The organism is SAR202 cluster bacterium, from assembly GCA_016872285.1.
Classification (GTDB): Bacteria; Chloroflexota; Dehalococcoidia; order Lucifugimonadales.
The window spans coordinates 26,827-47,689 of record VGZZ01000004.1 but is presented as its reverse complement, the minus strand read 5'-3'; the positions used below and the strand labels follow the sequence as shown (position 1 = coordinate 47,689).

The 20,863-nt window shown below is 60.3% G+C and carries 21 protein-coding genes and 2 tRNA genes; 3 read left to right on the top strand and 20 right to left on the bottom strand.

Annotated features, from left to right (window positions below):
- Positions 1 to 244 precede the first annotated feature (244 nt).
- Positions 245 to 1,426, top strand: coding sequence for an acyl-CoA dehydrogenase (locus tag FJ320_02355; protein ID MBM3924819.1), 1,182 nt, complete (start codon positions 245 to 247; stop codon positions 1,424 to 1,426).
- A 279-nt stretch (positions 1,427 to 1,705) separates the two neighbouring features.
- On the opposite strand, the gene FJ320_02350 is transcribed toward FJ320_02355, so the two are convergent.
- The 8 genes from FJ320_02350 to FJ320_02315 form a co-directional block, all read right to left on the bottom strand.
- Entirely contained in the window at positions 1,706 to 2,326 is a 621-nt protein-coding gene (locus FJ320_02350; GenBank protein MBM3924818.1) for a DUF4389 domain-containing protein, read from the bottom strand.
- A 51-nt stretch (positions 2,327 to 2,377) separates the two neighbouring features.
- Positions 2,378 to 3,061 (bottom strand): TrkA family potassium uptake protein, encoded by a 684-nt coding sequence (locus FJ320_02345; GenBank protein ID MBM3924817.1) that lies wholly within the window; start codon positions 3,059 to 3,061, stop codon positions 2,378 to 2,380.
- A 12-nt stretch (positions 3,062 to 3,073) separates the two neighbouring features.
- Positions 3,074 to 4,033 (bottom strand): hypothetical protein, encoded by a 960-nt coding sequence (locus tag FJ320_02340; GenBank protein MBM3924816.1) that lies wholly within the window; start codon positions 4,031 to 4,033, stop codon positions 3,074 to 3,076.
- Positions 3,769 to 4,545: a hypothetical protein gene (locus FJ320_02335; GenBank protein ID MBM3924815.1), complete on the bottom strand. Its 777-nt coding sequence runs from the start codon at positions 4,543 to 4,545 to the stop codon at positions 3,769 to 3,771. The genes FJ320_02340 and FJ320_02335 overlap by 265 nt, the downstream gene beginning before the upstream one ends.
- Positions 4,546 to 4,675: 130 nt before the next feature.
- Positions 4,676 to 4,752, bottom strand: a tRNA-Arg gene (locus FJ320_02330).
- 72 nt (positions 4,753 to 4,824) lie between these two features.
- Positions 4,825 to 4,901 (bottom strand) — tRNA-His (locus FJ320_02325).
- A 339-nt stretch (positions 4,902 to 5,240) separates the two neighbouring features.
- Positions 5,241 to 6,761: a leucyl aminopeptidase gene (locus FJ320_02320; protein ID MBM3924814.1), complete on the bottom strand. Its 1,521-nt coding sequence runs from the start codon at positions 6,759 to 6,761 to the stop codon at positions 5,241 to 5,243.
- A gap of 130 nt (positions 6,762 to 6,891) precedes the next feature.
- A complete protein-coding gene (locus FJ320_02315) occupies positions 6,892 to 7,497 on the bottom strand; it encodes an ATP-binding protein (protein MBM3924813.1) in 606 nt (201 codons plus the stop codon).
- Between the two features lie 241 nt (positions 7,498 to 7,738).
- On the opposite strand from FJ320_02315, the gene FJ320_02310 reads away from it, so the two are divergent.
- Positions 7,739 to 8,320: a methyltransferase domain-containing protein gene (locus tag FJ320_02310; protein ID MBM3924812.1), complete on the top strand. Its 582-nt coding sequence runs from the start codon at positions 7,739 to 7,741 to the stop codon at positions 8,318 to 8,320.
- Here the strand turns inward: FJ320_02310 and FJ320_02305 are convergent.
- The 5 genes from FJ320_02305 to proC all read right to left on the bottom strand — a co-directional run bounded on the left by FJ320_02305 (position 8,305) and on the right by proC (position 11,648).
- Positions 8,305 to 9,171, bottom strand: coding sequence for a DegV family protein (locus FJ320_02305; GenBank protein ID MBM3924811.1), 867 nt, complete (start codon positions 9,169 to 9,171; stop codon positions 8,305 to 8,307). The genes FJ320_02310 and FJ320_02305 overlap by 16 nt on opposite strands.
- The gene (locus tag FJ320_02300; protein ID MBM3924810.1) at positions 9,150 to 10,154 is read right to left on the bottom strand and encodes a hypothetical protein; all 1,005 of its coding nucleotides are present in this window, start codon (positions 10,152 to 10,154) and stop codon (positions 9,150 to 9,152) included. Before FJ320_02300 ends, FJ320_02305 begins: the two co-directional genes overlap by 22 nt.
- A gap of 7 nt (positions 10,155 to 10,161) precedes the next feature.
- Entirely contained in the window at positions 10,162 to 10,506 is a 345-nt protein-coding gene (locus FJ320_02295; GenBank protein ID MBM3924809.1) for a PadR family transcriptional regulator, read from the bottom strand.
- 60 nt (positions 10,507 to 10,566) lie between these two features.
- Positions 10,567 to 10,755 carry a YggT family protein gene (locus FJ320_02290; GenBank protein ID MBM3924808.1) on the bottom strand — a complete coding sequence of 63 codons (189 nt, stop codon included), beginning with the start codon at positions 10,753 to 10,755 and terminating at the stop codon, positions 10,567 to 10,569.
- Positions 10,756 to 10,844: 89 nt separating this feature from the next.
- Entirely contained in the window at positions 10,845 to 11,648 is an 804-nt protein-coding gene (proC, locus tag FJ320_02285; protein ID MBM3924807.1) for a pyrroline-5-carboxylate reductase, read from the bottom strand.
- A 117-nt stretch (positions 11,649 to 11,765) separates the two neighbouring features.
- On the opposite strand from proC, the gene FJ320_02280 reads away from it, so the two are divergent.
- Complete coding sequence (locus FJ320_02280; GenBank protein MBM3924806.1) at positions 11,766 to 12,467, top strand: hypothetical protein; 702 nt, start codon at positions 11,766 to 11,768, stop codon at positions 12,465 to 12,467.
- 339 nt (positions 12,468 to 12,806) lie between these two features.
- On the opposite strand, the gene FJ320_02275 is transcribed toward FJ320_02280, so the two are convergent.
- The 7 genes from FJ320_02275 to rsmH form a co-directional block, all read right to left on the bottom strand.
- Positions 12,807 to 12,989: a hypothetical protein gene (locus FJ320_02275; protein ID MBM3924805.1), complete on the bottom strand. Its 183-nt coding sequence runs from the start codon at positions 12,987 to 12,989 to the stop codon at positions 12,807 to 12,809.
- A gap of 18 nt (positions 12,990 to 13,007) precedes the next feature.
- Entirely contained in the window at positions 13,008 to 15,284 is a 2,277-nt protein-coding gene (locus tag FJ320_02270; protein MBM3924804.1) for an adenosylcobalamin-dependent ribonucleoside-diphosphate reductase, read from the bottom strand.
- A gap of 329 nt (positions 15,285 to 15,613) precedes the next feature.
- A complete protein-coding gene (locus FJ320_02265) occupies positions 15,614 to 15,862 on the bottom strand; it encodes a hypothetical protein (GenBank protein MBM3924803.1) in 249 nt (82 codons plus the stop codon).
- Positions 15,863 to 15,912: 50 nt separating this feature from the next.
- Positions 15,913 to 16,461, bottom strand: coding sequence for a transcriptional repressor NrdR (gene nrdR / locus FJ320_02260; GenBank protein MBM3924802.1), 549 nt, complete (start codon positions 16,459 to 16,461; stop codon positions 15,913 to 15,915).
- Between the two features lie 541 nt (positions 16,462 to 17,002).
- Positions 17,003 to 18,145 carry a cell division protein FtsZ gene (gene ftsZ / locus FJ320_02255; protein MBM3924801.1) on the bottom strand — a complete coding sequence of 381 codons (1,143 nt, stop codon included), beginning with the start codon at positions 18,143 to 18,145 and terminating at the stop codon, positions 17,003 to 17,005.
- A 37-nt stretch (positions 18,146 to 18,182) separates the two neighbouring features.
- Positions 18,183 to 19,418: a cell division protein FtsA gene (gene ftsA, locus FJ320_02250; GenBank protein ID MBM3924800.1), complete on the bottom strand. Its 1,236-nt coding sequence runs from the start codon at positions 19,416 to 19,418 to the stop codon at positions 18,183 to 18,185.
- Positions 19,419 to 19,429: 11 nt separating this feature from the next.
- Positions 19,430 to 20,389, bottom strand: coding sequence for a 16S rRNA (cytosine(1402)-N(4))-methyltransferase RsmH (gene rsmH / locus FJ320_02245; protein MBM3924799.1), 960 nt, complete (start codon positions 20,387 to 20,389; stop codon positions 19,430 to 19,432).
- Between the last annotated feature and the right edge of the window lie 474 nt (positions 20,390 to 20,863).

Sequence of the window (20,863 nt, the reverse complement as noted above, 5' to 3'; positions counted from 1 at the left end):
GGGATATCTAAAAGAGCTGGCGGGAAAGGATCCTGACGAGTTGGTGAAGGAGATGCGTGGTGAATGACCGGAGGGGTGGCCGACTCAGCGCAACCTGGGTAGTGGGCATAGATCCTTCGACTGCGTCCCGACGAGTACATCGGGACTTTGCTCAGGATGACAAATCCCTTACACCTACAGACCTAGCACTGCGTCGACGGGAGTGAGGCGCTATACTGGGGCGGACTTGGAGGTGTCGCGTTTAATGGATTTCAGGCTGACGAGGGAGCAGGAAGAAATCGTCGCCAGGGCGGAGGGGGTGGCAAGGGAGGGGCTGGAGCCTCGCGCGGCGGAGGTGGACGCCCGGGCGACGCATCCCGTGGAGGGGTGGCGAGAGGTGTGGAAGGCGGGGCTGCTGGCCACCACGGTACCGAAGTCGTACGGCGGGTTGGGGCTGGACATGCTGACCTACGTCATGGTCATCGAAAAGCTGGCGTGGGGCTGCGCCAACACGGCCATGACGGTGCACATGCACTCGATAGTGCAGAAGTATATCGACCAGTTAGGGTCGGCGGAGCAGAAGGCGTCGTTTTATCCTGACGTGGTGGAGCACGGGAGGCTGTTTGGGAGCTGGGGGAGCGAGCCGTCGAGGCGGGGAGGGTCGGGCGTCGCGAACACGATTTTGAGTCCTCGTGATGATGGCTATGTGATCAACGGGCCGAAGCATTTTTGCACCATGGCGGGTGGGGCCTACCGGTACATGATCCATTGCGCCATGGAGGGGTACCAGGCGGAGAAGAGTGCGACTATGGCGCTGGTCCCCAGGGACAGTCCTGGGCTGACGATTACGGGGGGCTGGGACACACTAGGGATGCGGGGGACGGTAAGCCCCAGCGTAACCTTTGAGGAGTGCCCGGTGAGGAAGGAGTGCGTGCTGGGCAAGCCAGGGGACAGCGAGAGGGCGGGGCTGGGGCTGCATTTCGCCATGGGGTACGCGGCGGTGTTCATTGGGGCGGCGCAGCGGGCGCTGGACTACACCAAGGAGTTCGTAAAGAAGAACAGGTTCGACCCGGACCCGGCGCCTATGTCCCACAACTCGATTATTCAGCGGCACGTGGCGGAGATGGGGCTGGTGGTGGAGTCGGCGAGGCTGGTGATGCATGAGTCGGCGTATCGGTGGCCGGAGGGGCCGGACCCGCTGCTAATGCTAACGCTGGGGAGCCGGGCTAAGAACCGGGCGACGGAGGCGGCGCTGATGGTGACGTCTCGCGCATTGCAGGTGTGCGGGGGGCGGGTGGCGCATAAGAGGTACCCGCTGGAGCGGCTGTTTCGTGACGTGCGGACGTGCACGCTGATGCCGCCGAACGCGGACCGGACGCTGGAGGTGGTGGGGAGGGCGGAGCTAGGGCTGCTGGAGGGGGTGATGGAGGAGAGGTATAGGGTGTAGGTGGGATTCGTACTGGAAGTCAATCCTGTCTTTAATCGGGATACCATCTCACCCTTAATCCCTCTCTTCCTGCAGGAAGAGAGGGAAAGAAAACGGTTGCACAATTCCCCCTCCTTCGGACAGGCTCAGGACGGCGTCTAACTCCCTCTTTTCCTCACGAGGAAAAGAGGGAGAACCGGATGAGATGGACATCCCCAGGTACCCCGGAAGGGTCATAGGAATCCCGACACCCCTTAGGTATCTCTACCTAAAGAGGCAACTTGCAAGAATGCATGGGGACTACTCCCCCAGCCTAAAGGGTGGGTATTCGTCGGTGGTGAGGGCGGCGTAGGCGAAGACGCGGTAGACTAAGTGGTTGATGCCCATAACGAGTTCCCAGAGGTCTTTGGGGTAGGACTTGTTGAAGAGGTTGCCGACGGTGGCGAATAGGACCAGGAGGATTTGCAGGCCGCCAAATCGATAGCCGGCGCCGCCGACAAGCAAGGCGACGACGGCGTAGTGGGGCAGGGCCAGGAGCCACCACTTGATGAGGACAACACCTCGGTGGAGCTTTTCGGGGTAGTCGATGGTGATGTCGGCGGGGTAGGAGTCCAGGGGCTGAAGGGAGAAGGGCGGGTACTTGTTGGTGCCCATGGCCTGGTAGCTGTAGAAGCCGACGCGCCAGCCCCATCGTATGACGCCGACGTTGTAGTCGAAGAGGGCGCGGGGGTATTTGCCGGTGAAGGCGATGGCGATCATGGAGCCGAGCCAGCTAAAGATGAAGCCGATGTAGAGAAAGATAAGGAGTACCCAATGGGGAAGCAGAAGGAGCCACTTTATGAGAAAGAGCCAGCTACTGATAGGCTCCTCAAGCTGGCCGCGAATCTTAGCGGGATACTGCTTCGTAGCAAGGGTGTCCATTACGTCTCCTGAGATGAAGAGTGAACACTGGTTTTGAGAGGGCGGCTAACCCTACGTGTGGCCGTTTTTGTCCCTGTCGTCGGGGCGGGCCTCGACGCCGGGAAGCTCATGCAGGTCGCGGTCACGGGCGGAGATGACCAGGATGTCGCCGTCGGAGATGTTTTCGTGGTCGGACGGCTCCTCAATGATCTTGTCGCCGCGTCGCAGGATCAGGGTGGTGGCTTTGTATTTGTCGTAGAGCTTCTGGACGGTGAGGCCCTTTAGCTTGGAGTTGGCCTTGACGATGGCGACGCCGAAGTCTTTGTACACGGGAAGGTAGTCCACCAGGTTGGTGCCCATCATGTGGACGGCGCGGGCCACGCTGTCCCTGTAAGGCTCCAGGACGGCGGAGACGCCCAGGCTACGCAGGACCTCGGCGTGGAACTCGTTTTCCGACTTGGCGATGATGCGCGGCACGCCGGCCTTTTTCAGCAGCACCACGGTCTGGATGTTGTCGGCCATGTTGTAGCTGAAGGCGACGATAGCGATATCGATGTCTTTGACTGGGAGGTCGCGCCAGAGGCCGGGGCTGGTAACGTCGCCCTGGACGGCCTTGCTGATGGAGTCAGAGATTTCAGCCACCTTGTCCTCATCATTGTCGACACCCAAGACCTCATAACCGAAGCTGGTCAGCTCGACGGCCAACTGGCCTCCGAAGGGGCCGAGGCCGAGTATAAGAACGCTTCTTACGGCCATAAAATTCTCTCCTTAGCCGATGGGCAGGTCTCTTTGGGGCAGTTCATATCGAAGCTCGCGGTGCTGGCGGGCCAGGGCGTAGCCGAGGGTGAGGGGGCCGAGGCGGCCGATGAACATAACTACAATAATAATAACCTTTCCAGCGGGGGTCATGTCCGGGGTGATGCCGGTGGACAGGCCCACGGTGCCAAAGGCGGACACAACTTCAAACAGGACCTGCCTGAAGAGGAAGTCTTCAGTGAAGGTGAGGAGGAGGGTAGCGGCAAAGACCAGCATTATAGCCATGGCTACTATGGCCATGGCGCGATAGACCAGACGGTGGCCGAAGCGGCGGCCAAAGGCCTGGCCATGCTCATAACCTCGAACGCTGGCCCAGGTAGCGAGCATGAGGAGGGCAAAGGTGCCAACCTTAACGCCACCCGCGGTGGAGCCGGTGACGCCGCCTATAAACATAAGGCCAGAGATAAGGAACAGCGTCTCATCTCGGAGGTCTCCAATGGATATGGAATTGTAGCCCGCGGTCCTGGCGGTGACCGATTGGAAGAAGGAGTTGGTGAGCTTATCAGTAGTGTTAAGCAAACCCAGAGTAGCGTCGTTGTTAAACTCGGCCAGGAGAATGCCGCCTGCTCCAGCGCCCCACAGGACAAGGGAGAAGAGGAGGACTATATTGGTGCTGGGGGTGAGCCTTCGCCAGTTCCGCTTGGAGGCTATGTCCAACAAGACCAGGACGCTGATGCCTCCGGCCATGATGAGGACGGATACAACGGCCAGCACGAAGGGCTCAGAATTGAAGGGGACAAGATTGGCGTAGTCGCCCATAATATCGAAGTCAGCGTTGTTGAAAGCGGAGATGGCGTGAAAGGCACTTTCCCAAAGGCTTTCGCCCCCCCCGGGAACTGGTCTCGAAAGTGAACCCACAACGCAAAGGCGCCCAGGGCTTCGAAGGCTAAGGTGAGCAGGATAGTCAGCCAGAGAAGGCGGGTCACGCTCTGCACGCCGCCCGCTCTAGACATTTCGTGGACCTCAAAGGTGTCTTTGAGGGAGACGGGCCGTCGGAAAATAACCAGTACGAACATAGTGGCGGTCATGACGCCCAAGCCGCCAAGCTGGATGAGGGCAAGGATGACGCCCTGCCCAAAGCCGGTCCAGTAGGTGCCTGTGTCCTGGACTACCAGGCCGGTGACGCATACGGCGGAGGTGGCGGTGAAGAAGGCGTCCAACAGGTCCAGGTTGCGGCCTGGCGCGCGGGCCTGGGGCAGGGACAGGAGGAGTGTGCCGATAAGGATCAAAAGGGCAAAACCGACGACGACGCCCATGACGCCGATGGCGCGGGGCCTGGGGAAGGGCTTGGCGCTAAACTGGAGGACCCGGGCCAGGGGTCGATAGACACGCAACATGCGGACTACGCGCAGGTTGGTGTCGCCGGGGCGAGATATTTGAGGGGTGTCCGGACTGTTGGGAGAGTCGGAGGCTGGCTCTCTCAAAATGGGTCCTTGAGGGTTTAGCTGGGGTGAGAGTGGCCTAAAACGCGATGGGTGTCAAGGGTTTGGGCGTGGGGGTCGAGCGAGGATTCCAACGCATTTTGCCTGTCGATAACTTGATAGCGAGGAGAAGTGGCGCCCCGGAGAGGACTCGAACCCCTAACCCCTTGGTCCGAAGCCAAGTGCTCTGTCCACTTGAGCTACCGGGGCGCGTGATGGGGAGAGAAGCCCCCCATCCCAGTCTTTCCCCTCAAGGGGGAAGGAATATAAAGGTGTCATTGGTGGGGTGAGCGGAGGGATTCGAACCCTCGATCTCCTGATCCACAGTCAGGCGCCTTAGACCGCTTGGCAACGCTCACCACGAAAAGCGACCCCCTAGAGAGGGGGCCTTTAATACTATATCGCAGAGAGGAGTTTTTGTCATTTGTGGAGGAGGCTGGGCGCAGCAGGTCTGTCTTGAAAAGCTGATTTTGGTCTTAGTCGGGGCGCCCTCATCACCCTTAATCCCTCTTCTCCCGTAGTCGGGAGAAGAGGGAAAGAGAAATAAAGCGACCACCTCTCCCTCCATCTCCCTCTCCTCCTTGCCAAGGAGGAGAGGGAGGGCCAGAAAGACGACCCACCTCAGCCCTGCTAAAGATAACCAAGCTTGGCAAAGCGAATCGAGCCTTGCCTATTTAAGGATTCACTAAAGGTACGGGTTACTTTGCCTCACTTAAGGCCAGGTTGACCAGGGTGCGGACGGGGCCGCCGGTGGAGCCTTTGACCTGCCAGCCTTTGTCACCCTCACTGCGGTAGGTGCCGGCGATGTCGAGGTGGACCCAGGGGGTGTCGCCGGCGAATTCGGAGAGGAACTTGGCGGCGACAATGGAGCCGGCGTCTCGATTGCCGGCCACGTTCATCATGTCGGCAACGTTGCTCTTGAGGGCGTCTTTGTACTCGTCGAACATGGGGAGCTGCCAGACGCGCTCGCCGACGCCGTTGCCCGAGGCCATGACCTTGTCCGTCCATTCCTGATTGTTGCCGAAAACGCCGGTGCAGACCCGGCCCAGGGATATGACGATGGCACCGGTGAGGGTTGCGATGTCGACAATGCGGGTGACGCCGCACTTCTCGCGGGCGTAGCACATGGCGTCGGAGAGGATTAGGCGGCCCTCGGCGTCGGTGTTGATAACCTCGATGGTCTTGCCGTTCATGGCGCGGACCACGTCGCCCGGGCGCTGGGCCTCGCCGCCGGGCATGTTTTCGGTGGCGGGAATGATGCCGGTGACATTGATTTTGGGTCGAAGCTTGGCCAGGACCTTCATGGTGCCGATGACCGAGGCGCCGCCGGTCATGTCGCCCTTCATGTTCTCCATGCCCAGGGCGGGCTTGAGGGAGATGCCGCCGGTGTCGAAGGTGATGCCTTTGCCGACGAAGCCCAGGACGCTGTCGGGATTGGAAGGGTCGCCCTTGTATTTGAGGACGATGAGTTTGGGAGGCTGGTGGCTGCCCTTGGCGACGCCTACTAACGCGCCCATGCCCAGGGCCTCCATGTCCTTGCGCTCCAGGATGTCCACTTCCAGGCCTTCGGCATCGGCGACCTGGCGGGCAATCTGGGCCATGCGGGTGGGTGTCATAGCATTGGCGGGCTCGTTGGCCATGTCGCGGGAGAGGCAGACGCCTTCCGAGATGGTCTTGCCCAGGGTCACGCCGTCTTTGAGGGCCTGAATCTTGGCGGCGTCGCCTTCCACAATGGTGAGATCGTTCAAGTCTTTGGAGTCGCCGTTATTGGCGAGGTACTCGCGGAAGCGGTATATACCGAGGATGGCGCCTTCAGCGATGGCTTGGCCGGCGGCCTTGGGGTCGAGGCCGGCGATGCCCGCGCCGTGGGCAATGGTGCAGGCGGAGGTGACGCCTTTGCCTCGAAGGAATCGGGCGGCGCTGCCTATCACCTCGCGGGCAGTGTTGGCTGTGAACTTGTCCTGTTTGCCGAGGCCGGCGACGAGGACTCGCGCGGGGCCGATTTTGCCGAAGGTGTGGATAAGGGTTAGCTCGCCGCTTTTGCCCTTGATTTCGCCGTCGGCAATAAGCTGGGTAATGGCGCCGCCCAGGGCTTTGTCGACAGCGCCGGTGGCGCCGCCGGGATTCTTGACGCCGTCGAAGAGATTGACGATAAGGGCGGGGGTCTTAACCTTGGTGACGTCGTCGCGGATGACTTTGATATCGATGATGTTGGGCATGGGGTCTCCTTTAGGGTGGGGGCTTTAGGGATTGGAAATAAGGACAGGGTTGTCTTGGGATGGAATGATAAAGAATTTTGGTGGAGGGTGCCAGTCGGGGTGTGCAACGCAGCACATTGGAGCAGGACTGTTAGGTCAAAGGCAAGACTTCTCGCAGTCGATGAGCCAGTTTTTCTACAGTCGGTGTGATGTCTTTAGAAGTGTCCACCAGCAGGTGATCCCGCTTGGGGAGTTGGACGCCGGGGAGCATTTTTAGATAAACGGTCCAGCTGGCGTCAGAGCAGGCGGCTTCCAGGCTGCCCTTTTCGCGTGTATCGAGGCGGGCTTTGATCACATTCTGAGGGGCGGTGGTGAAGACGATGAAGAGTTTTGCATCCAGCTCGTCGGTGAGGCGGTAGAGGGGTGCGCGGTTGCGCTCGTTAAGGTTGGTGGCGTCGAAAAGGACAGGGATGCGGCGCTGGAGGAGGCGGTGGATGAGGAGGTGGAGGGCCGGGAAGAGGCGGGCGCTTTCCTGTTCCGAGTATATGGGACGGGGGAAGAGGGCCTTGCGCATAACGTCGGACTGGACGCAGGCGAGGGGGACTTCTTCGATGAGGCGTCGGGTGAAGTAGGACTTGCCGCTGCCGGGGAGGCCGCAGACGAGGACGAGGATGGGCCTGGGGGCCGGTGGCGGGAGGTCGGCGAGGGCGGATTGGAGGATGGAGAGGTCGGAGGGCATGGCGGGGTTATGATGCATCTTTGTTTTGAAGGGGCGGTTGAATGGGTATAAGCTGGCGCTAAAAGGACTAGTCCTAAAGAAATCGGACGGATATCGACTAAGTCAGACGGATGGTGCAGGCCCGGCGAATCAGCTACACAATTTATAGCCGCACGTGGTGGGGAGGATAGGGGTGTTTAGGCATCTTACCGATACGAGCACAGCCGACTCGCTGGCAAACAGGCTGCGCCGCAAACGGTTTGCTCTTTTTCATTCGTTGATGGAATCTATACCGAGGCCGTGCAGGATTTTGGATGTAGGTGGTAATCAGAGTTTCTGGGAAAATATGGGTATGGTCCGGGAACCTGGAATGGAGTTCCACATCGTGAACCTGTCCGTTGGTCCATCCAGGTATCCAAATGTGACATGCGGTGTTGGCGATGGCAGGGATATGAGGCAGTTCAGGGACGGAGAGTTTGATGTCGTGTTTTCGAACTCAGTGCTGGAACACGTGGGCGGGCTGTCGGACCAGACGCGAATGGCGCAGGAGGTCAGGCGCGTGGGCCAGCGGTATTTCCTGCAGACGCCAAATCGGTACTTCCCGGTGGAGCCGCACTACCTGACACCGTTTTTTCAGTTTATGCCGCGGGGCCTGCAAAGGGGCGTGGCGGGCAGCGTAAAGCTGGGCTGGTTTGGCAAAGAGTCAGTGGGAACGATACGGTTAGTGACCAAGGGGGAGCTGAGCCGGATGTTTCCTGGGGCGACTATTCTGCCGGAGAAGTTCAAGGGGCTGAATAAGTCCTATATGGTGTTTGACGGGTGGGGATACCCTAGGGATATTGACCGTCAGTCCTCGGTGTAGAAGGCGAGGCCCAGGAGGCCCGGGCCGGTGTGGGCGCCCATGACGGGTGTGAATTCGCTGATAAAGACTTCCAGGCAGTTGATGGAGGCCTGGGCACGAAGACGCAACTCTCGTGCATCGTCGGGAGCGGCGGCGTGCATGATGTTAACGTGGGCGGGCTTGCCGTTCAGGCGCTGGCAGGCGGTCTGAAGCATCTGCTCCATTGCTTTGGCGCGGCTTCTAGGTTTGGCGATGAGGCGGGCCTCGCCCTGGCTCATCTCGGTGAGGGGTTTGAAGCCCAGGAGGGAGCCGGCCCAGGCGGCCACTTTTGGAATCTTGCCGCTTTTTCCCAGGTATTGGAGGGTGTCCAGAAAGGCTAAAAGCTGGACCTTTGGCATAAGGGCTTCCACCCTGGCGGCGGTCTGGTCAAGGCTTGCGCCCTGCCACGCTAGGCGGGCGGCGCCCAGGGCCATGAGGCCCTGGGCGCCGGCGGCGGCCTGGGTATCCATCACGCGCACATCCAAGGAGGGCGATTCGTCTTTAGCCATTCGGGCGGCGATCTGGGCGGAGTCGAAGGTGGTGGCGCTGAATCGTGGGGACAGGGTCAGGCAGAGGACTTGTTTGCATAGAGCGCCGGCTTTGAGGAAGGCCTGGAGGAAGGCGTTAGGAGAGGGGCCGGAAGTGGTGGCGGTAACGCCGCGGCGCTGCATTTGGTAAAAGCGCACAGGATCGATGTCCACGCCGTCCAGAGAGGCGCGGCCGCCGATGACGAGCTGATGGGGGACGACAAAAAGCCCGCAGGTCTCCTGGAGGTCTTTAGGGAGGCAGCAGCTGCTGTCGGTGACTATGGCTAGGCGACGCTGGAGAACCAATGGGTCACCACTTCCTCCTTGGCGTCCGCGTCATCCACCGCGGGGCGGCGCTTTCTGAATCGGGCTTCCAGGAAGGCGGGGCTTAGGAGGAAGGCTATGGACGACAGCAAGATTAGAATAGCGGCCAGGAAGCCGAAGCTGATAGGTATGGCGACGGTGGTATAGACCACCAGCAGGGCGGTGGACGCGGTGAGCAGCCCGATCTGAAGCGCGCGCCTTCCCACCTTGAAGAAAACGGCAGTAGTGAGGGCCATGGCGAGAAAGATAAGGGCGCGGTCGCCGTCGGTCTCCTGGACGCGGGGGGAGCCAGCCCAGAACCCGCCCTGCCAGTTAAGGAAGAGGATCCACGAAGTCAGGAAGGGAAAGGGGAGGGCGGTGAGGGAGGCCATGAGCCAGTCCCGCTTGACTACTCCCCTGGTGACGCGGGCCAGAAGCCAGAGACTGAAGGGGACGTAGGCGACTAAGAGTATGAAGAGGGGCACGCCGAAGGGCAGGACGCCGGTGGTGACAAAGGTCCAGGCGGCATAGCCCAGGGCGAAGAGGGAGAAGAGCCAGGAGATGGCGGGGGCGGCCAGGGAGTAGCCGAGCCAGGAGTAGGCCCACTTGGCGCGACCGCTGCGCCAGCCCTTGTAGGCGATGAAGCTGACGGAAGGTATGGCGACCAGCAGGACCAGGTAGTTGTTCCAGATATGCATGGCAAAGAGGGCGGCCAGCAGCAGATGGGGCAGGGCAGCGAGGAGGACCTCCATCCAGGTGCCGCGGCTGTGGACGGCGTAAAGGTCGTCGGCGAGGAGGTCGGGGCGGCCCAGCTCCTGGGTGGCCCTGCGGTACGCCTGGGTGGAGGGGAGGCCATCGCGCTCCAATTCGCCGGCGCGCTCTTCGATGTGGCTTTGAAGCTCTTTGAGAATGTTATCTTTGGTGCGCGGGTCTAGCTTGAGCCGCCTGGCGAGGCCGAAGAGATATTTCTGGATCTGGTGGTCCATGAACGCCTCAGGAAGCGGGCTGGGAATCTAGCGCTGGCATGACCATGTTGACGGCGTCGGCGAAGCGGCGCCACTCCTCAAGGCGCTGCTCCAGGACTCGCCGGCCTTTGGCGGTGATAGCGTAGTAGCGTCGCGAGGTGTGGTTGACGCCCTGGCCCCAGTCTCCGCGGATGAGGCCGCCGGCCTCCAGGCGGTGGAGGGCGGGATAGAGGGTGCCTTCCTTGAATTGGAAGTAGCCGCGGCTGCGGCTTTCGATCTCGCGGACTATGCGGTAGCCGTGCATAGGCTCCCGGGCGATGATGGATAGAAGAAGGGTCTCCGTGTTGCCCTTCAGCATCTCTTTTTGCGACATGTCAGTCCCCTCGGCGGAGGAATAGGACAAATTTAAGGCCCAGGGGTTGGGCAGGTCAAGTTAACCGGCGGCCTGTCTGAAGATTTCCGCGATGATGCCCAGGACGATGATAGCGATCATAGGAGTGAAGTCAAAGAGGCCGACGCGGGGTATGACTTTGCGGAGGGGGGCCAGGATAGGTTCGGTGAGCTGGTATACGAGGTTTACGAATATGTTGTTGGACTGGCCCATGGGGCTGACCCAGGACATGAGAACCCGGGCCAGGACGGCGATCTGCAAGAAATACACAAAATAGGCGATGACGTCGCCGCCGGTGGTTTCAGCTCCGATAAATCCCACTAGTTCTCCCCTAAAGCAATGGATTTTTGATAGGCGGCCTGAACGGCGTTGAGGACGGCGGCCTTGAAGCTGGCGTCCTCCAGGGCCAGGAGGCCCGCCACGGTGGTGCCGCCGGGCGATGTGACCATATCCGTCAGCTCCGCCGGGTGCTTGCCGGTCTCTTTGACCAGCCGCGCGCTGCCTAGGACGGTCTGAAGGGCCAGGGTGCGGGCCATGGGCCGGGGCAGGCCGATGAGGACGCCGGAATCGATGAGGGATTCGATGAAGAGAAAGATGAAGGCTGGGCCGCTGGCGCTGAGGGCGGTGGCCATGTCGATGTACTTCTCGTTATGGACGCGGATCTCCTCGCCGAGGGTCTTGAGGATGGCCTGGGCCTCTTTGGCGACCTTTTCATCGACGCCAGGGGAGGTCATCCAGACGCTCATGCCGGCGCCGATTTGGGCGGGGGTGTTGGGCATAACTCGGATGACGCCGTTGTGGCCGAGGCCTTTGGTGAGGGCGGCCATTCTTGTGCCCGCCAGGATGGAGAGGACGGTGTGGTTGGGCTTGAGGGAGGGCTTGAGGTCCGCGGCGACGTCATTGAGGCTCTGGGGTTTGACAGCGAGGATGACCAGGTCCGCGCTGCGGACGGCTTTGGCGTTGCTGGGTGTGGCAAGGATTCGGTACTGGTTGGCTAGGTAGCGGCATCGCTCTTCGACAACCTCACCGACGGTTATCTCTTCGGGCTTGGCCATAGAGGCCGAGAGTGCGCCTTTGATGATGGCCTCAGCCATGGCGCCGCCGCCTATAAACGCGAGTTTCATGAAAAGATTCCTGGTGGGTACATCAAGGGATTATAACATTCTGAGGGGCCGGTGGCAGGCGTGAGGGACAAGTCCCTGTCAGATTGGCGTCCATGGAAAGCCAGCCTCGCTGTGCGCATGAGATACCATCATCCTCTTTATCTCTTTCTTTCAGCGGAAAGAAGGGGAAGAGAAAATACTCCACCACAAACCCTCCTTCGATCCGCCAGAGGCGGACTCAGGACGGCGTCTAACTCTCCCCTCGGCCCGGGCCGAGGGGAGACCGCATTCTCAAAGGAGAGTTCAGGCTGGTATGAGATGAGCTGTCCTAGCGAAGCGCATTACAGGTGTATCTTCGTAACCTTAGCGGAGTTGAAGAGGGATATACTTCCCGAATTTCACAAAGGATTTGTTGGACTAATCATTTGGGAGGTAGAAGGCCTAGTACTCTTGTTTGATGATGAGGGCAATCCTGGAAGTGGGGGAGGTATCATGGCCGAAATGAGGAGGCAGGAACAGGAGGAAGGCGCAATGGAAGGACAGCACAATCCTACAACCGAGGGACAAGGCCGGGGAATGGGCTACGATAAGCCTGAGTCGCCCATGGAGGCCGCGCCGTTCATCGCCTCGGTAGTGGAGGCGATGGAAGGGGTGGAATTTCCCGCTACAAAAGAGGATGTGCTGCAGTGCGCTGGGGACCAGGAGGTCCAGTATAAAGACCAGCGTATCTCCATTAGGAAGGCCATTGAGAGATCAGATATGGATAAATTTTCCTCCGTGGCCAATGTGGTGCAGGCAATAAGGGATAGGATAGAGGAGGGTGCGATACCGGAGCGCTGAAATGGCGAGTGTCCCGATATCCCCAAAGAGGCGTTCGTGAAAAGCCAGCGTTTCTTTACTAGGGATACCATCCCCTAGCCCCTTCTGCTGGAAGGGGAAGAGAAATATAGAGCACCAATTCCCCCTCCTTCGGCCAGGCTCAGGACGGCGTCTAACTCCCTCTTCCCATTTGCAATAGGAGAAGGGGAGAACCGGATGGGAGCCTTGCCCTTCGTTTGCCACAGTAAAGCACCACGCTCACATAGACACCTTGAAAAACAAAAGCGCCCCGAGGGTGGCCGGGGCGCTGTGACTACCGTGGAGGGAGCAGTCCAGGGTAGCAAGGAGGATCAACTGTATTTATGACGTAAGACCACCCGATTTTGTTCCCGTGGATGCCTTTTTGCCAGCGGAGGCTGACTTAGATTTCTTCTCAGGCATAGGGCAGGGCGTGGAACGGATATGCTTTGGGACTTTGGTGCCGTCCTTTTTTGTATAGGAATCGATTCGGATAAACTTCTGACCTTTTTCTGTTTTAGCCATTCCCAACCTCCCTATCCGCTACTCACATTTGTTCCAGCCGCAGGAGAGGCAGGCCAGGCATCCTTCCTGGAAGACCAGGCCGGAGTTGCAGTGGGGGCATCGAAGGCCGGAGCCTTTGGAGTCGTGGCGGCTGTGGCCGTTGCCGTTGGACAGCATTTTGGGGGCCTGGGGGTCCTTAGTCTCCAACTTAAGCTGGGCTGCCACGGGCTGCTTGTGTCCGCTTCTCAGGCCGCCGGTGATTCGACGCTCCATGGCCAGGGCCACGGCGTCGGCGGGGGAACCCACCAGGACGCCCTGGTCCCAGGCGGGGACGCAGGTGATGCCGCGAAGCTGCTCGACGATAGCCTGGGGGTCGACGCCAGAGCGGAGGGCCAGGGAGATGAGGCGGGATATGGCCTCCAGGCTGGCGGACTCGCAGCCTCCCGACTTGCCGAGGGTGGAGAAGACCTCGAAGGCCTTGTCGCTGTCGTCAAAGTTGATGGTGACGTACATGTTGCCGTGGCCGGTGCGGACGCGGTCGGTGACGCCGGTCATGTGGGCGGGGCGCTCCCTGGGGGTGAGAGTCACCGAGGACCTGCCGGCTTCCACGACGGCGGGCTTGGCATCGGCGGACTTTCCTTCGACTGCGCTCAGGACAGGCTTGGAGGACTTGACTTCCAACACCTGGGTAGGCTTAGAGCCATCTCGATAGATGGTGATGCCGGTGCAGCCGAGGTCGAAGGCCATTCGATAGGCTTGCTCAATGTCGTCGCGAGTGCCGGAGTTAGGCATATTGATGGTCTTGCTGACGGCCAGGTCCGTGTGCTTCTGGAAGACGGCCTGCATCTTAACGTGGGTCTGGTAGTCAATTTCCAGGGCGGTCTTGAAGAGGGCCTTCACGTCCTGGGGCACGGTGTCGATCTTCTGGACGGAGCCGGTGCGCGCCACTTCGTCCATGAGCTCCTTGCTGTAAAAGCCGCGCTCCTTGGCGATCTCCTCGAAGTAGGGGTTGACCTCGGTAAGCTGCTTGCCGTCCAGGACATTTTTGACGAAGGCGACGGCGAAGATAGGCTCTATGCCGCTGGAAGCGCCGGCGATGACGCTGATGCTGCCGGTGGGAGCGATGCAGGTGCGGGTGGCGTTGCGGACGGGGATGCTTTCTCGGCAGGCGGGGTAGGAGCCCCGCTCGCGGGCCAGCTCGAAGGAGGTCTCGCGGGCGGTGTCGTTGATTAGCCGCATGACCTCATCGGCGACTCCCAGGGCTTGAGGCGAGTCGTAGGGGATGCCCATCTTAATAAGGGCATCGTGCCAGCCCATGACGCCCAGGCCAATCTTGCGGGTGGCGTGGACGGCGTCGGTGACCTCCTGGACGGGGAACATGTTGATGGTGACCACGTTGTCCAGGAATCGAGTGGCGTTGCGGGTCAGGTCCTCCAGCCCCTTGTAGTCCACCCTGCCATTATGGACGAACTTGGCCAGGTTGATGGAGCCCAGGTTGCAGGCCTCGTGGGCCAGGAGGGGGACCTCGCCGCAGGGGTTGGTGCTGTCCAGGTTGCCCAGGTGGGGGGTGGGATTGTGACGGTTGGCCTGGTCAATGAAGTAGAGGCCGGGGTCGCCGGTCTTCCAGGCGGAGTCGATGATGTCGTTCCAGATCTGATTGGCAGGGAGGGTGCGGACCACCTGCTTGGTGCGGGGGTCGATGAGCTGCCAGTCCTTGCCCTGGTCCACGGCCCGGATAAAATCGTCGGTAATGGCCACGGAGACGTTGAAGTTCTGGGCCTCTTTGTTGGTGTCCTTGAGGTGGATGAAGTCCAGGATTTCAGGATGGGAGACGCTGAGGATGCCCATGTTAGCGCCGTGGCGCTTGCCGCCCTGGGTAATCATGTCGCTGAGGCCGCTGAGCATTTTGAGGACGGCTACGGCGCCGCAGGCCTTGCCCTGGGTGGTGGCGATTTTGCTGCCGCGAGGGCGCAGCTTGGAGAAGCTGTAGCCGATGCCGCCGCCGAACTTCTGGATCATGGCGCTGGTGGTGGCGGCTTTCATGATGCTGGACATAGTGTCTTCCACAGGGATGACGAAGCAGGCGGAGAGGGTGCCCTGGCCGGTGCCGGCGTTGAAGAGGGTGGGAGAGTTGGGCATGAACTGGCAGGAGGCCATCATGTCGAGGAAGACCTCTTGCCAATGGGCTTTGTCGGCCTCGGGCTGCGCCAGGGCTTTGGCGACGCGGGTGAAAAGGCCCTCCGGGGTCTCGCCGCCTATAAGGTAGCGGGTCTTGAGGACGATTTCAGCGTTTTTAGTGAGCTGCAGTGTGGTCATTAATATATGCCTCCCCTTCTCTTTTTTGTCCTTTATTAAATATTGGCGGCGGTGCGGGTACTAGAAATGGGGCCTTCTCCTGCTTGGATACCATCTCCCTCTACCTCTCCACCCCGACCCCCCATCCTAACCTTCCCCCTCAAGGGGGGAAGGGACCTGAGGGTTGCCTCGGAGTCTACTATCCCCTCGACCAGGCTCGGGTCAGATTCTAAGGATTTGGCGCTCTCTAGACTCTCCCTGAAAGAACTTCCCCAGCGCCTCCATCGCAGGGGTCTTGGCCCTTTTCGGACTCTTGCGCTTGGTATTCGGCGGCTGTTGGACATTTCCCTCTAGTTCAGGCAGATGACGCCCATGGCGCCTACCGATAGGGCCTGGCGAGAGGCGGTGAGGCGATAGACGTACTGGGACTGGCGGATGGAACGTTTCACCAGGCGGCGCTCCCGCAGCCGCTCCAGGGCCTGGGTAGCCTGGGGGTAGGTGATCTTGAGCAGCCGAGCTAGCTGGCCTCTGGTGATGCCGTCCGGCGGGGTCACCAGGGGAATCATGGTGTCGATAACGGCCAGACGTTCAATATTCATTCCAGCGGTTCCTTTAGTCGAGAGGTGGGGACAGAAAGGGGACGGGCGGGTTAAGCAGGGGTGCGGCTGCGCCGCCGGCCCCTGCCTTGCTGCGGTCGTTTCATGGGGAAGTCGTCCTTAAGGAGGGAGAGCTGGGTAGAGTCCTCCTTGGGGCGCCCCTCTCGCAGGTCTTTTACAACCTGCTCAAAGCTCTCTACGTCTTTGAAGTCTTTGTAGACGCTGGCCCACCGGACGTAGGCCACCCGGTCCAGGCTGCGCAGGCGCTCCATGACCATCTCACCGATGATGTAGGATGGGACCTCTGCCTTGCCGGTGGAGAGTAGCTGGCTTTCTATGTCCTGGGTCATCTTTTCGATCTGCTGGGAGGAGATGGGGCGCTTGGCGCAGGCGGTGATAATGCGGGACAGGAGCTTATTGCGGTCGAACTCTTGGCGGCGACCGTCCTTCTTCACTACCAGCAAAGCGGCGGTCTGTACCCGCTCATAGGTAGTGAAACGAAGGCCGCATCGAACGCATTCCCGCCGGCGGCGGATGGAGTCGCCTAGGGCGCGGGAGTCGGTGACCTTGGAGTCAGGATTATCACAGTAAGGGCATTGCATGAGGCAATTTCCCGAAATGGCCTACCTTTTGTATAACTGTTAGCGCAGGACACAATATATAGTATCGCATTTTTTCCGTGTCAAGGGGAGGGGGAAGAAATTTGGGGAGATTTTTAGCAATTTTTAAGGGGTTCAGGAGGGGTGAGGGGTGGCTGAGGGCGGCCTGGCGGCGGGGGGCTTCGGCCCTGACTCGCGACACCTTGCCATAAGCGGGACACCCTCATCACCCTTTATCCCTCTTCTCCTTTTCAATAGGAGAAGAGGGAGTACCTGAGGGGAAGGGGCCAGGCGGCTCCTTCATCGATATCAACATTGCAGGCGTTGTAAACAAAAAGGACTCGCGATACTGCTGCTTCCCAATCTAAAGAAGGGATATTCGACCTTAACAATTAAAATAATGTCAGGATGAAACCAAGAGCACGGCAAAACAGAGAGACCCCCCGATTAGTCGGGGGGTCTCAGATGGTTCCCGGCGCCTTATCGGTTTATAAAGAAGGAAGAGTCCATGGCCCCGGGAATATTACTCAGAGTTAATCAAGGTCTAGCCGAAGAGTCCCCGGCCCCTGGCTTTGGCTTCTTTGCGCAGGAAGCTGGGTATTTCCAGTTCGTCGCCGTTGCTGGCTACGGTGTCGCGGAGGAGGGTGCGCAGTTCCTCCTGCTTCTGCTGGAGGTTTTCCTGCTGCATGGGGAAGGAGGCGGCCACCAGGGTGACGCGGACCTCGTCGTCTAGCTTGGAGTCCTTGGAGGTGCCGAAGATGACGTTGGCGTCCTCGTCCACCAGGTCATGGATAACCTCGGCGGCCTGCTGGACCTCCTTGAGGGTGAGGGAAGGCCCGCCGCTGATGACGAAGAGGACGCGCTTGGCGCCTTCGATGGCGATGTCCAGGAGGGGGCTCTGGGTAGCCATTTTGGCGGCATCGACGGCGCGGTTCTCGCCCTTGCCCTTGCCGATGGCGAGCCAGGCCTGGCCGGCGTCGCGCATGATGGAGCGGATGTCGGCGAAGTCGACGTTGATCTCGCCGGGGACGGTGACGATTTCAGCGATGGAGGCGATGCCCTGCTGGAGGACCTGGTCGGCCATTTTCAGGGCGTCCTCCCAGGACTTGTTGGCGTCGTTGGCGTTCATTTTGAGAAGGGCGTCGTTTGGCACAGTGATGAGGGTGTCGCAGTGCTCTTTGAGGCGGGTCAAACCCTCTTCAGCGTTGCGGCGGCGCTGGGCGACTTCAAAACCGAAGGGCTTGGTGACGACGGCTATGGTGAGGGCGCCGGCCTCCTTGGCCAGCTGCGCCACCACGGGGACGCAGCCGGTGCCTGTGCCCCCGCCCATGCCGGCGGCCAGGAAGACCATGTCAGCGCCCTGGACCAGTTTCTGAAGCTGCTCTCTGCTCTCCTCCGCCGACTGGCGGCCGATGTCCGGGTTGCCGCCGACGCCCAGACCTCGGGTGAGGTTATGGCCGATGGCCAGTTTGTTGGGAACGTCGCATCGTGAAAGATGCTGGGCGTCCGTGTTGATAACAAAGTAGTCCACCCCTGGGAGTTTGTCCTTGTACATGCGGTTGACCGCGTTGCTCCCGCCGCCGCCGACGCCGAGGACTCGAATTATAGGGCTGCCGTAGGGTTTTACCTGGTTAGGAACAAAGCTTGTGGAGACATCGTCCGAAGGGACCTGCTCTTGGAACTGCATCTATTCCTCCTTTAAGGAATTCCTTTTGTTGCCGAGGTTACTTAGCTTCTATGACCTTCTTGATCCGCTGGAAAAGGGAGCCCTGCTGGCCGGGACTCTTCTCCGCGCCGGCCTTGTGCTTCTTCTCGTTTAGATGGTTGATGCCCCAGAGGAGGAGGCCCACCACTACGGAGTAGGGGGGCTTCTTCTCATCCGCCGAAAGTCCCGGCACGCTGGTGGGACCGGCGATGCGGACGGGGCAGCTATAGAGAAACTTAGCTAGCTGCTCAATGCCCGCCATTTCGGCGGTGCCGCCAGTGATGACCACGCCGCCGGGGGGCATTCTGGTCATGCCGGCTTGCTGCACTTTCATCATGACTAGGCCCAGGGTCTCTTGTAACCGCTCGGAGATGGGGCGGCAGGCCATAGAGCGTTTGACCATGGCCTTTGGCCGGCCCTGGAAGCTAGGCATAAGGATCTCCTCATCGCCATCCTTGGGGCCGAGCATGGCGTGGCCCCACTTGAGCTTCAGCTCTTCGGCATAATGGAAGGGGATGCTAAGGGCAATGGAGAGGTCGCGGGACACCAGGCGTCCGCCCACGGGCAGGCAGGTGTTGTACCAGAGGTTGCCGTTGCGGAAGACGGCGACGTCGGTGATGCCGGCGCCGATGTCTATCAAGACGACGCCGACCTCCTTCTCGCCTTCGGTCAGCACGGCCTCGCTGGCGGCCAGGGCATTGAGGGCGACGCCTCGAACGGGGACGCCGCAGCTTTCCACCGCCCGCTTGATATCTTCCACCGACGACTTGTCGGACAGGACGACGTGGGACTCGACCTCGAGCTTGGTGGCGTGAAGGCCAATCGCATCCCGCACGCTCTGATTGCCATCGATAATAAAGTTTCTCGGGTAGAGGTGGAGGATCTCCTTGTCCTCAGCGGGCCTGGGCACCGAGAGTTCCAGGACATGGTTGACGTCCGAGGCGCTGATGGAGCCGGAGGGGTTGAGGGCCTGAGTAGTGCCGGTGGTGTTGACGCAGGTGATGTTATCTCCGGTGACGCCCACGAAGGCGGGAGGAAGCTGGCCGCCGAGGTATTTCTGGGCTTCCGAAAGGGAGGCCTGAAGGGCTTCCTGGATCTCCGCCATGTTGACAATACGGCCCCGGTTGACGCCCTGGGAAGGCACATATCCCGCGCCGACGATCTTGAGCTCTCCCTCCTGTCCCACCCGGGCCACCAGGGTGGATATCTTGCTGGTCCCTATATCTATTGCTGTGTAGAAAACGTCTTTAGCCAAGCCGCTGCCTCCTAATTAGTAGTTGAAAGTTGTTGGTCCGCGAGGGGGAGACGCTCCGCGACCCGCAGTTTGGCGCTGCGGCTGCGGGGATTCCGGGCAATTTCTTCCCGGGATGGGGTGATGACTTTTTTATTGACCAGTCGAAGAGCGGCTTTGTGGCCGCAGACGCAAAGGGGTGTGGCGGGAGGGCAGAGGCAGTCGCGAGACTCGCGGCGGAGGAACTCTTTGACCAGCCGGTCCTCCAGGCTGTGATAGCTGATGACGGCCATCCTGCCGCCAGGCTTGAGGATACGAAGGGTCTGGGAGAGCCAGGACTGGAGGTTTTCCAGCTCTTTGTTGACCGCGATGCGAAGGGCCTGGAAGGCGCGGGTGGCGGGGTGGATGCCCTCTCGACGGCCTCCGGCGGCGCGGGCGATGACCTCGGCCAGACGGGCAGAGGTGTGGATGGGCCGGGCGGCGATGATGGCCCGGGCGATGGGGCGGGAGCGGCGCTCCTCACCCAGGGTCCAGATGAGGTCGGCCAGCTCTTCCTGGGTGTAAGTGTTGACGATATCCGCCGCCGTCAGAGGTTGGGATGAGTCGAAGCGCATGTCCAGGAGCTCGTCGCGCTGGAAGCTGAAGCCGCGGCCCGAGGCCTGCAATTGCATAGAGGAAAGGCCCAGATCGATAAGCATACCGTCGGCGGGGACAAAGCCGTGGTGCGAGGCCACGGACTCCACTTTGGTGTAGCTGCTGTGGACGGCGACCAGGTGTGGGAGGAAGGCCTGGAGGCGTAGGTTAATGGCGTCGATAGCGGCGGGGTCGGCGTCGAGGGCGAGGACGCGGCCACCGGGGAGGGAGTGTTGGAGGATAGCCTGGGTGTGGCCGCCTTCGCCGGCGGTGCAGTCGATATAGAGGCCGCCGCGCTGGACCTGGAGGGCCTGGAGCACTTCCTGGACCATGACGGGCTGGTGGTAGGGAATTAGCGTCATAAGCCACCGCAGCTCGGTTTGAGCTGTTTCAACCGCCAACCCATATGAAAGCGTAGCCAGCACCGGCCCTCCTCGACGAGATGGGTGCTCCTGGGCCGCCGGCGCCCCTTGGGTAAAACCCGGGGGCGCCCCAAGGCCGGAGGCCTGGAGCCTGTATTGAGGGGCCCGGGTAGGGGCCCGAAGGGCCGGGCAGCCATGCCGCCCGAGAAAGTTAGGGGGTGTTGCCCATGTAGCACCAGGCCCCACCCCCTAGATGATTGCGGAAGGTTACCACATCGATTTACTAAATTCAAGTATTTTTCGAACTATTTTTAAAATTTTAGATGATTTTTGTTTTAGTATACATAAAATCATAGACAGGAATCGATACAAAACGGCCTGCTAGCAAGAGCAGATGCAGGGTTAGGGGCATGTCCTTCATATATTATGGATAATTTCTAAGAAAAGTTTAAAGTTTCTGGAGCATAACGTCGT

Excerpts from the sequence above, each read along its gene's own strand:
- FJ320_02290 (MBM3924808.1), bottom strand. The coding sequence starts at position 10,755 with ATGTCCTGGGTCAGCCCCATGGGCCAGTCCAACAACATATTCGTAAAC.
- proC (MBM3924807.1), bottom strand. The coding sequence starts at position 11,648 with ATGAAACTCGCGTTTATAGGCGGCGGCGCCATGGCTGAGGCCATCATC.
- FJ320_02320 (MBM3924814.1), bottom strand. The coding sequence starts at position 6,761 with ATGCCCAACATCATCGATATCAAAGTCATCCGCGACGACGTCACCAAG.
- FJ320_02280 (MBM3924806.1), top strand. The coding sequence starts at position 11,766 with ATGAGATACCATCATCCTCTTTATCTCTTTCTTTCAGCGGAAAGAAGG.
- FJ320_02355 (MBM3924819.1), top strand. The coding sequence starts at position 245 with ATGGATTTCAGGCTGACGAGGGAGCAGGAAGAAATCGTCGCCAGGGCG.
- FJ320_02345 (MBM3924817.1), bottom strand. The coding sequence starts at position 3,061 with ATGGCCGTAAGAAGCGTTCTTATACTCGGCCTCGGCCCCTTCGGAGGC.
- FJ320_02265 (MBM3924803.1), bottom strand. The coding sequence starts at position 15,862 with ATGAATATTGAACGTCTGGCCGTTATCGACACCATGATTCCCCTGGTG.
- FJ320_02270 (MBM3924804.1), bottom strand. The coding sequence starts at position 15,284 with ATGACCACACTGCAGCTCACTAAAAACGCTGAAATCGTCCTCAAGACC.
- rsmH (MBM3924799.1), bottom strand. The coding sequence starts at position 20,389 with ATGACGCTAATTCCCTACCACCAGCCCGTCATGGTCCAGGAAGTGCTC.
- FJ320_02315 (MBM3924813.1), bottom strand. The coding sequence starts at position 7,497 with ATGCATCATAACCCCGCCATGCCCTCCGACCTCTCCATCCTCCAATCC.
- ftsZ (MBM3924801.1), bottom strand. The coding sequence starts at position 18,145 with ATGCAGTTCCAAGAGCAGGTCCCTTCGGACGATGTCTCCACAAGCTTT.
- FJ320_02310 (MBM3924812.1), top strand. The coding sequence starts at position 7,739 with ATGGAATCTATACCGAGGCCGTGCAGGATTTTGGATGTAGGTGGTAAT.
- FJ320_02275 (MBM3924805.1), bottom strand. The coding sequence starts at position 12,989 with ATGGCTAAAACAGAAAAAGGTCAGAAGTTTATCCGAATCGATTCCTAT.
- nrdR (MBM3924802.1), bottom strand. The coding sequence starts at position 16,461 with ATGCAATGCCCTTACTGTGATAATCCTGACTCCAAGGTCACCGACTCC.
- FJ320_02300 (MBM3924810.1), bottom strand. The coding sequence starts at position 10,154 with ATGGACCACCAGATCCAGAAATATCTCTTCGGCCTCGCCAGGCGGCTC.
- FJ320_02350 (MBM3924818.1), bottom strand. The coding sequence starts at position 2,326 with ATGGACACCCTTGCTACGAAGCAGTATCCCGCTAAGATTCGCGGCCAG.
- FJ320_02295 (MBM3924809.1), bottom strand. The coding sequence starts at position 10,506 with ATGTCGCAAAAAGAGATGCTGAAGGGCAACACGGAGACCCTTCTTCTA.